Source organism: Arthrobacter sp. SE2 (assembly GCF_058244265.1).
In genome coordinates this window covers 217,860-229,461 of the sequence record NZ_JBZAYA010000001.1, presented here as the reverse complement: position 1 = coordinate 229,461, position 11,602 = coordinate 217,860, and the positions used below count along the sequence as shown (strand labels likewise).

The 11,602-nt window shown below is 64.0% G+C and carries 10 protein-coding genes; 1 reads left to right on the top strand and 9 read right to left on the bottom strand.

From position 1 onward, the window contains the following. Positions 1-206: 206 nt before the first annotated feature. The 3 genes from AC4CS3_RS01105 to AC4CS3_RS01095 all read right to left on the bottom strand — a co-directional run bounded on the left by AC4CS3_RS01105 (position 207) and on the right by AC4CS3_RS01095 (position 3,871). Positions 207-680 (bottom strand): DUF3237 domain-containing protein, encoded by a 474-nt coding sequence (locus tag AC4CS3_RS01105; RefSeq protein ID WP_490781839.1) that lies wholly within the window; start codon positions 678-680, stop codon positions 207-209. After that, positions 677-2,428 carry a CocE/NonD family hydrolase gene (locus AC4CS3_RS01100; RefSeq protein ID WP_490781838.1) on the bottom strand — a complete coding sequence of 584 codons (1,752 nt, stop codon included), beginning with the start codon at positions 2,426-2,428 and terminating at the stop codon, positions 677-679. Before AC4CS3_RS01100 ends, AC4CS3_RS01105 begins: the two co-directional genes overlap by 4 nt. A gap of 72 nt (positions 2,429-2,500) precedes the next feature. Then, positions 2,501-3,871: an MFS transporter gene (locus tag AC4CS3_RS01095; RefSeq protein ID WP_490781837.1), complete on the bottom strand. Its 1,371-nt coding sequence runs from the start codon at positions 3,869-3,871 to the stop codon at positions 2,501-2,503. Between the two features lie 177 nt (positions 3,872-4,048). Here AC4CS3_RS01095 and AC4CS3_RS01090 point away from each other — a divergent pair, with 177 nt between their 5' ends. Beyond that, positions 4,049-4,975, top strand: a complete 927-nt coding sequence (locus AC4CS3_RS01090; protein WP_490781836.1) for a PaaX family transcriptional regulator — start codon at positions 4,049-4,051, stop codon at positions 4,973-4,975. Positions 4,976-5,003: 28 nt separating this feature from the next. Here the strand turns inward: AC4CS3_RS01090 and menE are convergent, their stop codons facing one another. Genes menE through AC4CS3_RS01060 form a run of 6 tightly spaced genes read right to left on the bottom strand, consistent with a single transcriptional unit; the run spans position 5,004 to position 11,592 of the window. After that, on the bottom strand, positions 5,004-6,563 hold the full coding sequence (menE, locus tag AC4CS3_RS01085; RefSeq protein WP_490781835.1) for an o-succinylbenzoate--CoA ligase: 1,560 nt from the start codon (positions 6,561-6,563) through the stop codon (positions 5,004-5,006). Between the two features lie 40 nt (positions 6,564-6,603). After that, positions 6,604-7,971, bottom strand: a complete 1,368-nt coding sequence (locus AC4CS3_RS01080; protein ID WP_490781834.1) for an MFS transporter — start codon at positions 7,969-7,971, stop codon at positions 6,604-6,606. Between the two features lie 45 nt (positions 7,972-8,016). Beyond that, positions 8,017-8,472, bottom strand: coding sequence for a MaoC family dehydratase (locus AC4CS3_RS01075; protein WP_441411688.1), 456 nt, complete (start codon positions 8,470-8,472; stop codon positions 8,017-8,019). A gap of 40 nt (positions 8,473-8,512) precedes the next feature. Beyond that, a complete protein-coding gene (locus tag AC4CS3_RS01070; RefSeq protein ID WP_490781833.1) occupies positions 8,513-9,751 on the bottom strand; it encodes an acyl-CoA dehydrogenase family protein in 1,239 nt (412 codons plus the stop codon). A gap of 1 nt (position 9,752) precedes the next feature. Continuing rightward, positions 9,753-10,649, bottom strand: a complete 897-nt coding sequence (locus AC4CS3_RS01065) for an amidohydrolase family protein (RefSeq protein WP_490781832.1) — start codon at positions 10,647-10,649, stop codon at positions 9,753-9,755. Between the two features lies 1 nt (position 10,650). Beyond that, the gene (locus AC4CS3_RS01060) at positions 10,651-11,592 is read right to left on the bottom strand and encodes an SDR family NAD(P)-dependent oxidoreductase (RefSeq protein ID WP_490781831.1); all 942 of its coding nucleotides are present in this window, start codon (positions 11,590-11,592) and stop codon (positions 10,651-10,653) included. Positions 11,593-11,602 lie beyond the last annotated feature (10 nt).

The following is an 11,602-nucleotide window of genomic DNA, read 5'->3' as shown; positions in this document are numbered from 1 at the left end:
CGGGCCCAGTCGTTGCAATCCGCCCATCTCTTGTGGCATGGACGCTGTCCGACACGCTAGGACTGCGGGCGGTTGCTGTCTTGAGTAGTCCCTACTTGTTTTCGGGGATCCCTACGTGACCGCTGTTCCGGTCCGTCGAATGGGGTTGTTAACCAGCTCAAAGCAGGGCACGACGGCGGCATTCACGGTCGCCGTCGACGGTACTGTTAGTCGATCAGAAAGATCCGCACGACCACCTGGTCGGGATGGCGTTCGCCCGTTCCGATAGCCAGACGGTTGTTGAGCCAAGCGAGTTCGGGCGCAGAAGTGGTCAGACGCGGCCAGCAGCGAAAGTAGATGCGGTCCGGGGCGACATGTTCGCCGCGGTTCAGTCGCTCGATGTCCTCTTCCGTGCCGTGGCGGAGTGCCGTGTTGTGGACGTAGATGCGTTGTCCCGCATCCGTTTCCAGGGCATATCGGGCATCCAGTTCTGTGAGTTCCCGGCTGCGCAGTATCTGGTAGTCGGCACCGCCGGGGAGGACCTTGCCGCTGACATGGGGGCCGTCGAAAGTTCCTCCGGTGATCGGCACGATCCGGCGGTGTCCCTCCGGCGTGGTCCCGATTTCGACCGGCGGCCCGACGTCGGCAGAGACTTCGGCGAAGAAGGACAGCACGGGTGCCGCCGTCCGGTCGGTGGTCACAGTATGCCCGCGATCAGGCGGCTCGGGTGCAGCTCACCGAAGTGGATGCTTTGCCGGGCAACGACGGTCTGGTCGGAGTCGTAGGCGCGCTTGCCGGTGTTCAGGTTCCTGTCCCAGCGCGGATGGCAGCTGGAGGTGACTTGAACCGTGAGGCGTTCGCCGGGTGCGAAGGTGTACGCGGTTTGCCACAGGCTCACCGTGTATTCATGGATGCTGCCGGGCTCGACCAGGGAAGGCTCGTGGCCAGGAGCGTAGCGTCCAGTGCCCGCATAGCTGTCCCGCCAGGAGGCCCGGACGATCCCGTCGGCCAGCGAAATGGATGTTCCGTCGGCCGCTACTCGGCAAAGACGCACCACGAAATCCGTGTCGACGGCGGAGGTGGAAGCGAAGAAGCTGGCCCGTACTTCGCCAAACAGGGTCAAGGGCTCGGTGAAGGCTTCGCTGGTGAAGACGAGGACATCTTCACGCTCTTCGACAGTTTCCTGCCGGGCGGGTCCCGCGGGGAAGGTGCCGTGGATCATCGTGGCTCCTCCCGCCGTGGGCACAGGGTCCAGAGGGTCGTAGTCGTATTCGGCGATGCCGTCTGCTTCGGGCTCGGGGGAGAGGGAACCTTCACGTCCGAAGTACCAGGATCGTTCGCTGGCTGGAACCGGGAGTTCTTCGAAGCCGCGCCACTGGTTCTCGCCCATAAAGTAAAGCAACACCGGGTGAACGCGGCGCAGGCGCTCCGGCCGGTTCTTGAGGACGGAGTCGAACCAGTCGGTGTGGATCCGCGACAAGTCCCCCAATCCGTTCATCATTCCGGATGCCGCGGCGATCCCGAAGCTGATGTCCGGGTAGGCGCCGGTGAAGTTCGTGTGGGTCCAGGGGCCGACGATGAGGCGCGGCGCGGGGGAGCGCTGGTCCCGGCTCAACTCGAGCTGTTTTCCGTACTGTTCGAAGGTGTTGGGCGCAAAAATGTCGAACCAGCCGCCAATGTGCAGGGTCGGCAGCGGGACGGGCATTGCCGATGCGGCGTCCCACAGTTTCGTGAATCGGCTGCCCGGATCCTCACCCGCGGAGGGCAGGACATGGGAATTCATGAAAGTTCCGAGTTTCGGCGAGAGGCTGCACAGCGGAAGCGTCTCGAAGAGCGATCCGTCGGCGAATCCGCGGTCGAGGTCGAGCCAGGACTCGAGTTCCTTTTGGCGGCGCTCCGGGTCGTCGTCGAACTCGCGAAGCAGTTCGTTCACGGAGATTGAGGCGTGGCCCCAGCCGAGCCGGCTGCCGAGCTCGTGGGCTCCACCCCGGTAGAGTGCGCCGTTGTTGGCATTCCCGCCTGCTGAAATGCCGAGGGCGAGGGCACGAAGGGCAGGCGGCGACAAGGATGCAGCCCGCCATTGTGTCTCGGCGAAGTAGGAACGGCCCCACATCCCGACGCTGCCGTCGGACCACGGCAGCCCGGCCGCCCAGGCAACCGTGTCCGCGCCATCGGAGGCTTCGTTGACGGAGGGACTGAAGACGCCGTCCGAGCCGAACCGGCCACGGCAGTCCTGGAGAATCACCCCGTAGCCTTCGGCCGCTACGGTTGCCGGGTTGAAATAGGCGGAATTCACCGAGAGGTCCCTGCCGTAGGGAGTTCTGGTGAGCAGGACCGGAAACCGTCCGCCGCCGTCGTCCGCGGGGCGATAGACGGTTGACCGCAGGACTGTGCCATCGGTCATGCGGGTTTCGACGTCGGTCTCGATGAGTACGGGGAACGGGCTCACGTAGGCGGTCCTTTAGGTTGAGGGAGTTCGGTCCGCGGAGGAGGCACAAAGCCGGGCCTCCTCCGCGGAAGCTTAAGACGGGCTGGAGGTCTTCGTGCCCAGCGCTTCGGTGGGTACTTTGTAGGTCTCTTTGACCCAGATGGCCGTCACTGCGGCGGAGACGAGGCAGCAGCCCGCGGTGAAGGCCGCGACGGGCACCCAGCCGTTGGGGCCGGGCTGTACGATTGCCGCTGCGATGGTCGGCGCGAATCCGGTGACAATCAACCCGAGCTGCGATGCTGTTGCGGCCCCCGTGTATCGGATCCGGGTTTCGAACATCTCGGCCGTCATGGAGGGCCCAAGCGGATTGACCAGGCCATAGCCGACCGTCATGAACATGATGGCCGTCACGAAGATCAGCGCGATCGAGCCGGCGCTGATCGACCAGAAGAATGCGAAGGCGGATGCGGCGCAGATGATGTTGCCGGCAATGAAAACGGGCTTGCGCCCGATCCTGTCGGCGAGGATGCCTGCATATGGCTGGACGACAATTGCGAGGGCCGCCGTCACGATGGTGACGGTGAGCATGACCGCGGCGGGGATCCCGAACTTTCCGGAGTAGGCAAGTGCGAAGGCGGCAAAGATCGAGGAGACGACGCTCCATAGGCCAAAGAAGATGACCTTGATGATGGTGGTCCAGTGATCCCGCAGGACGACTTTCAGCGGCAGTTCCTTGGAGCCTTCCGATTCCTTTGCCGATTCGAACACCTCGGACTCGGGAAGGCGAAGCCGGACGTATAGGCCCACCCCGACGACAATGATGCTCGCGAGGAACGGCAAGCGCCAGCCCCAGCTCAGCAGTTCAGCCTGAGGAAGGAGGGATACCGCGAGGAAGGCCAGGGAGGCGAGCATGATTCCGGCGACGGCGCCGGTGTTGACCCAACTCCCGTAGAACGCCCGCTTGTTGCTGGGTGCGTGCTCGAGTGTCATGGTCACCGCGCCAACCGATTCTCCGGCGGCGGAAGCGCCCTGCAGGGCACGCAGCAGCACCAGGAGAACAGGGGCTGCAGCGCCGATGGCTGCGGTGGGCGGCAGGCACCCGATGAGGAAGGTGGCAACCCCCATCATGACCAAGGTGAGAACCAGCATCTGGCGGCGGCCGATGCGGTCGCCGAAGTGCCCGATCACACTCGCGGCCAGCGGACGGACGAAATATCCGACGCCGATGGTCGCCATGGAAAGAAGGGTGCCCAGTGCCGGGTCGATTCCGGGGAAGAAGATCTTGTTGAAGATCAGGGCTGACGCCGAGCCGTAGATGAAGAAGTCATAGTACTCAAGCGTGCTGCCGATGAAGCTGGCGGCGGCAGCCCGGCGGGCATGTCCGCTGCCGGAGTGGGTGGCGGAAGGGACGGTGTCGGCGGACGGCGTCAGTGCCGTCGGCGGAACCATGGGACCAGCGGTCATTGCGGATCTCCTGAGTGTGGATGGGGCTTGGGGCTCGCAGTGCGGCGGGGGCCGAGTTCCGCTGAGAATTGTGGTCTGCATCACTCGTACAAAAATAGTATGCGACTTAATCCACGCCCGTCAATACAAGTGCATAATAAATACTTGCGGCGCGAGGGCTGACAGAATGAAGGGGTGATGCCAGCGACTGCTTCCTCCGCTCCCGGGTTGGTCCCCGAGGCCCCCGTGGATTTTCCGCGCCCCTTGAAGGGCTCCTCCACCCAGCACCTGATCACCACGATGCTCGGCGATTTCTGGCAAAACACGGACGAGTGGATTCCCGCCAAGCTGATCGCGGCACTGGCGGCACCGCTTGGTGTGTCGCCTTCCGCCTGCGCGACGGGCCTCAGCCGCTTGGCGAGCAGGGGAGTGTTGGAGCAGTCCAGCGCTGGAAGGACCTCGCGGTACCGGTTCACCCAACGTGCCCGGGTGCGGCTGCGCATCGGATTTGAACAAGTGCGCTTGTTCGGCAGCCAAAGCAACTCGTGGGACGGGTCTTGGACCGTGATCGCTTTTTCTGTTCCCGAGTCCTCCAGGGAAATCCGGGACATGTTCCGGTCGCGGCTTCGATGGCGGGGATTCGCCCCTCTCTATGGCGCGCTCTGGGTATCGCCGCGGGACCATGCCGAGGAGCTGGAAGAAAACTGCGCGTCCTTTGGCGTCGAGGACTACGTCATCTTCCGGACAGCGGATCAGACCGTGCGCGGAAGAAGCCTCATCACCGCCTGGTCTCCCGAGGAGCTGGCTGAGCAATACGCGCCCTTCATCGAGAGCTACAGGCTGTGGGTGGAGAAGGCCGATGCCGGCCTTGTTACCGCGGCAGAGGCCTTCCGCGTCCGCACGATGGCCATGGACGCCTGGCGCGCCTTTCCTTGGAACGACCCCGACCTGCCCGCGGAACTCCTCCCCGAGAATTGGCCATTGGCCGAAGCCCGCAAGATCTTCGTCCGGTTGTACGACGGTCTTGCAGCTTCGGCACTGGCCCACGTCGATGAGATCGTTGCCAATGTGGCACCATCCCTCGGTGGATCCGCGTCATGCCTCCCTATCGAGACCGGACGCTGATACGCCAAGGCACTTGGAAGCGAATCCCTCAGGAGACGGTGCTCCGGCGGAGCTCGCTTTTGCGGATCTTTCCACTGGCCGTTCGCGGCATGTCGTCCACGAACACCACAGTCTTCGGGATTTTGTAGCGGGCCAGTCTGCCGGCCAGGTGCTCCTTGAGTTCGTCCTCGGTCAAAAAGGCTCCCTCGCGCAGAACCACCACGGCGCGTGGCACCTCTCCCCATTTCTCGTCCGGCACGCCGATGACTGCCACGCTGCCCACTGCGTCCAGTTCACTGATCGCTTGTTCCACCTCGGCCGGGTAGATGTTCTCGCCGCCTGAGATGATCATGTCCTTGAGCCTGTCCGAGACGAAGACGAATCCGTCTGCGTCCTTGTAGCCCATGTCTCCGGACTTGAACCAGCCGCGGTCTTCATACGATTCAGCCGTGGCATCGGGCCGATTCCAGTATTCGTGGATGACGTTGGGGCCTTGGATCTGGATTTCCCCCACCACGCCCTGCTCGGCAAGGCCGCCCGCGACGTCGGCGATCCGGACATCGCTGAAGAAGTGCGGGAGCCCGGAAGAGCCCGCCTTGTCGCGGGATCTGGCAGCGGGCAGCGTGGTGGCACCCGGCGCCGTTTCGGTCATTCCGTAGCCGTTGGAGAAATGCAGTCCGCGCGCCTCGTATGCTTCGAGGACGCGCATGGGAACTGCCGATCCGCCGCAGGTCAGCTTGTTGAGGGAGCTAAGGTCCGACGTCGGCCAGTCCGGATGCTCGCAGAGCATCTGGTAGGTGGTGGGCACCCCGCTAATGGTGGTGGCTCTGTGCTGCTCGATGAGCTCAAGGGTGCGTTGGGGATCGAACCTCGACTCCAGGACCACGGTCCCGCCCTTGAGAAGCGTCGGCAACACACCCATGTCGAGCGACGCTACGTGGAACATCGGCGAGATCATGAGTGCTACATCCGTGGAAGAGAAATCGAAGTCGACAATTACGTTGATGCAGTTCCAGGTGATGTTGCCGTGGGTCAGCAACGCACCCTTGGGGCGTCCCGTGGTTCCGGACGTGTAGAGGATCATTGCCCCGTCGTCGAGCCCGATTTCCTCGTCCAGATGCCAGGGTGCTCCCGAGGCGACGACGTCCTCATAGTCCTCCGCCGACGTCTGGGTTTCGCTTCCGGAAGAGGCGCTACTGTCGCCCATGAAGGAATCGCCGACGACGACGCGCCGGCTCACGCGGGTGCCTTCCGCGCCGCTGGCCGCAAGGCCGTTGAGGCTCGCGGAGTGGATCAGCGCAACGGCACCGCAGTCCTCAAGCTGGAAATTGATCTCCGGCGGCGCCAATCGGGTGTTGAGGGGCACGAAGATCGCGCCGAGCTCCCCACAAGCAAAAAGCGTTTCCAGGAAAGCGGGATGGTTTTCCCCGAGATAGGCCACCCTGTCGCCCTTGGCAACGCCCCCGGCTTTGAGGGCGTTGGCGAGCCTGTCCGATCGTTCCGCAAATTCCTCATAGCTGAGACGGCGGTCTCCGGAGATCAACGCAACCTTGCTTCCGGACTTCGGGCGGCGGCGCTGCAGCCATGAACCGATGCCAAAATTCTCCATGACGGTCCTTTCTGGTTCCCAAGCTAGACCCTTCCCGGCTTCAAGGCCGGACGGTCTGCAAATCGTTGTTCTTCGGTTCCCGGGTCAACAGGATGAAGATGATGGAGGTGACGGACATCGCGGCCAGGTAGAAGACCACCGAGCCGGTGTCCTGGCCCGAGTCCTTGAAGATCTGGGCCACGATCCCCGGCGTGAAGCCCGCACCGATGAGCGTCGCGAGCTGATAGCCGAGCGAGGCGCCCGTGTAGCGGGAGGTGGTGCCGAACTGCTCGGACACGAAGGCGGCCAGTGGCCCGAAGAGCGTTGAGTGGATCATCAGGCCGAAGGTGAAGGCGACGAAGACCAGGAGGATGTTGTTCGAGGACAACAGCTGGAACATCGGGATCAGATAGGCGATGAAGAGTATGAGTCCGCCGATCATCACAGGCTTCCGGCCCAACTTGTCGGAGAGCCTGCCGCCAAGGATCACGAAGGCGATGGAAATGAAGGAAGCAGCCGCGAAGGCGTAAAGCACGCCCTGGCGGTCGGCACCCTTGGACACCGCGAAGGTGACCGCGAACGTTGCCAGCACCACCTGGAGGGCAAAGCCCGCGGCCCCGGCGAGCATGGTGAATATCAGGGTCTTGGGCCGGCGCAGCACCTGGAGGAGCGGGATGACGGGCTTCGTGGCGGCGCGATTGTCCGGGTTCCGGGCCGCTCTTTCCTGCTCTGCCATCCTTTCCTGTTCGATGGCGGCTTTGAAGATGGGGCTCTCCGATACTTTCAGCCGGACGAACATGCCCACTGCAAGCAAGACAAACGAGAGCAGGAAGGGAACCCGCCAGCCCCAGGCAAGGAACTGGGAGTTTGGCAGGGCCGAGAAAGCGCCCATGATGAGGGTGCCCAGCACGGCGCCCGAGGGCGCTCCCGCATTGACGAACGAGGCAGCGAAGCCGCGCTTCCCCGATTCCGAATGCTCCAGCGCCATCAAGGCGGCCCCGCCCCACTCGCCGCCCACAGCGATGCCCTGGAAGACGCGGAGTACAACAAGCATCACGGCGCCCCACGGACCGGCCACGGAGGCGTCCGGGACCAATCCGATCAGCGCGGAAGCCAGGCCCATGACCAACATGGAGACGATGAGCATTCCCTTGCGTCCCAGCTTGTCGCCGAAGTGCCCGAAGATGACTCCACCCAGCGGACGGGCCACGTATCCTGCGGCGAAAGTTCCGTAAGCGGCCACGACGCCCACCCAGTCGTCCATTCCCGAGAAGAACACCTTGGGGAAGACCACGGCTGCGGCTGTGGCATAGAGCAGGAAGTCGTAGTACTCGATGGTGCTGCCCAGGTAGCTGGAAGCAATGACGGTGCGTGCTTCCTTGCGCCTGGTAGCCACGTCCATGGATTGAAGCTGCGATATTTGGGACATCGTTGTTCCTTAAAGCAGGGGTGGGGGGAGAGGGCCTAGCGGCGGCTATTTGTAGAAGCGGGCGAGGAATTCGGCCACGACTGCCGGGCGTTCCTGGCCTTCGATTTCGATGGTGTTGGACACCTTGATCTGGGCTCCGCCCTTGACCTCGGTGACCTCGGCGATGGTGGCTTGCATGCGGATTCGCGCGCCCACCTTGACCGGGGAAGTGAAACGGACCTTGTCCAGGCCGTAGTTCACTTTCGTGGTGACGCCTTCGACGTCGAACAGCTCGCCCCAGAACGGGATGATGAGCGAGAGCGTGAGGAAGCCGTGGGCGATCGGGGCGCCGAACGGGCCGTCCTTGGCGCGTTCCGGATCGACGTGGATCCACTGGGCGTCTCCGGTGGCGTCAGCGAACTTGTTGATTTGTTCCTGGGTGATTTCGCGGTATTCGGTGACGCCGAGATCGGTTCCGGCGAGGGTGAGCAATTTATCGAAGTCGACGACGAGATTGGGCACTTTGGCTCCTGGCGGTTGTGATGGATGAAGAGAGTGTGGGTTAGCGGGTAAAGGCGCTCTCGCCGGTCAGTGCGCGCCCGACGATCAGGGCGTTGATCTCGTGCGTTCCTTCGTAGGAGTAGACGGCTTCGGCGTCGGCGTGGAACCGGGCAACATCACTCTCCAGCGTGATGCCGTTGCCGCCTGCCAGCTCGCGGGCCAGGGCGACTGTTTCCCGCATGGCCAGGCAGCTTTGCATCTTGGCGAGCGCGGAGTCCTGGTCGCGGTAGATGCCGTTGGCCTGTTGCTCCGTAAGACGGACCACAAGCGAGAGCGAGGCGGTGAGGTTGCCAAGCATCCGGGCCAGCTTTTCCTGGACCAGCTGGAAGGAACCCAGCGGGCGGCCGAACTGGTGGCGCTCGCAGACGTAGCGGAGGGCTGCTTCGAAGGCACCGGCCTGGATGCCGGTGGCGATCCAGGCGACATCGGAGCGCATGGCCCGGAGCATCGCCGCCACGTCCTTGAAGGAGTTCACGTTGTGCAGGCGCATGGATTCGGGGACCCGGACACCGTCGAGCGTGATGTGGGCGTTCTGCATCATCCGCAATGAGGTCTTCCGGTGGATCTTCTCCACAGTCACCCCGGCGGCCTGGCGGTCCACGAGGAACGCCTTGACCTGTCCGTCGGCGACGTCCCGGGCGAACACCGCGAGGACATCCGCCGTCGCGGCGCCACCGATCCAGCGCTTGGCACCGTCGAGCACCCAGGTTTCGCCGTCGCCGTCGGGATTGCGCCGGGCGGTGGTGGAGAGTCCGCCGGCAATGTCCGAGCCGGATTCCGGTTCGGTCAGGGAGAAGACGCCTTTGAGCGAGAAATCGATGACGTGCGGCATCCACTCAGCTTGTTGTTCCGATGAGGCGCCCACCCGGATGGCGGTGCGGAAGAGGCCGGCCTGCGCCGTGTACCAGGTAGCGAGCGAAGCGTCCGTGCGTGCGAGTTCGAAGATCCTGAAGCCTTGGTAGATGCCGCGGGCAGGACCGCTGTTTGTGCCCGAGGTACCGGTCAGTTCCGCCGGTTCCATCAGGTCCAGATCAATGAGCGGCTGGGCCAACCTTGTAGGGAACTCGCCGCGCTCCCAGTAGTCGGCCAACAGCGGCTTCGCTTCGCGGTCCAGGAAATCCCGCAGTCGGCCCAGCACCCGGCGCTCGTCCTCGGTGAGGAGGGACGCGGCGTCGTAGTAGTCGCAGACGTCGTAGAGGCGTTCTGTAACCGCGGTCTCCACCTGGGTTTCCAGGCTCATGTCAGCCGTCCAATCCGAGCAGCCGCACGGCATTGTCCTTGAGGATCTTGGACCGGACCTCGTCCTTGAGCGGGAGCTCCGCGAAGGCGCCCAGCCATTTCTGCGGCGTGATGAGCGGGAAGTCCGTGCCGAACAGCACCTTGTCCTGCAGCACCGAGTTCGAGGCCTTCACGAGGGACTCCGGGAAGTACTTCGGTGACCAGCCCGAGAGGTCGATGAAAACGTTCGCCTTGTGCGTGGCGATGGAGTTGGCCTCATCCTGCCACGGCACCGAGGGGTGGGCCATGATGAGCTGCAGCCCGGGGAAGTCGGCGGCGACGGCGTCGAGAAGGAGCGGGTTGGAGTAGGCAAGCTTGATGCCGTAGCCTCCAGGAAGGCCCGCGCCCATGCCGTTCTGGCCGGTGTGGAAGATGGCGGGGAGGCCCAGTTCCTGGAGGGTCTCCCAGAGTGGGTAGAACTGTTCGTTGGAGGGATCGAAGCCCTGCAGGCTCGGATGGAACTTGAAGCCGCGGGCGCCCAAGTCGATCGCCTGGTGCTTGGCGCCCTGGATGGCCTCGGTGCCGGTGCGGGGATCCACGCTGCCGAACGGGATCAGCACGTCGTTGTTCCTGGCGGCTCCCGCGATCAGTTCCGGGATGCTGTTGGGCTCGTGCTTGAGCTGGGTGCGGGCGTCCACGGTGAAGACGACGGCGGCCATGTTCAGTTCTCGGTAGACCTCGGCGATCCGGTCCAGCGAGGGTGTGCGGTCCTCGGACTTGAAGTACTTGGCGGATGCTTCCGTCAGGGCCGGTGGCAGGGATCCGTGGCCATGACCGTCCACTTCGAGATGGACGTGTATGTCGATCGCGTCAAGTTTCGAGGCGTCGACGCCGAGTTCGTAGCGCTGGGCTGCGGCCATGTCAGCGGGCCTGTGCAGCGGCGGCTTCGGGCTGCAGTTCCGCCGGGAGCGGCAGGAATTCCTCGCCGACGCTCTGAAGCTTGTCTCCGAACAGCCGGCCGAAGTTCTCCACGAGGTCCTGGTAACCCCAACCGCCTTGACGGTATTCGGTGGCGGCGGCTTCGGGGTGGGTCCAGAGCTGGAGGCGGTCTCCGCCGGCGCCGATGGCCTGGCCGGTAATGCCGGCGGCTTCGTCGGAGGCGAGGAAGGCAATGAGCCCGGAGACGTCGTCGGCCGTTCCGAAGCCAAGCTCGTGGCGGAAGAAATGCGGCATGGCCTCTCCGCGCTCGTCCGCCTCCACCGCTTTCCGGAAGTACGGGATGGTCTTGGTCATCGCAGTGGCAGCTACCGGGATCACGGCATTGGCAGTGACGCCGGCCTTCTTCATTTCCAACGCCCAGGTCCGGACCATGCCCACGATTCCGGCCTTCGCGGCGGCGTAGTTTGTCTGGCCGAAGTTGCCACGCTGCCCTGTCGGGGAGCCGATGGCGATGATGCGGCCGGCGATCCCGTTCTCCTTGAAGTAGCCGAATGCCTCGCGGGCGCAGGTGAAGGTGCCGCGAAGGTGGACGTTGATGACCAGGTCGAAGTCTTCGTCCGTCATCTTCAGCAGGCTCTTGTCCCGCAGGATCCCGGCGTTGGTGACCAGTATGTCCAAGCGGCCAAATTCCGTGACGGCCGCCTGCACCAGCTGCTTCGCTGCTTCTGTGCTGCCCACGGGAGCGACGACGGCGACCGCCCGGCCGCCGTCGGCCTCGATGGACCGGACCGCTTCTCCGGCCACCTCGGCGTCGACGTCGTTGATGACCACCGCCGCGCCCTGACGGGCGAGTTCCCGGGCGTAAGCCAGCCCAAGTCCCCGGCCGCTTCCGGTGACAATCGCTACTTTTCCTGTCAGGCTCATCGCTGCTCCT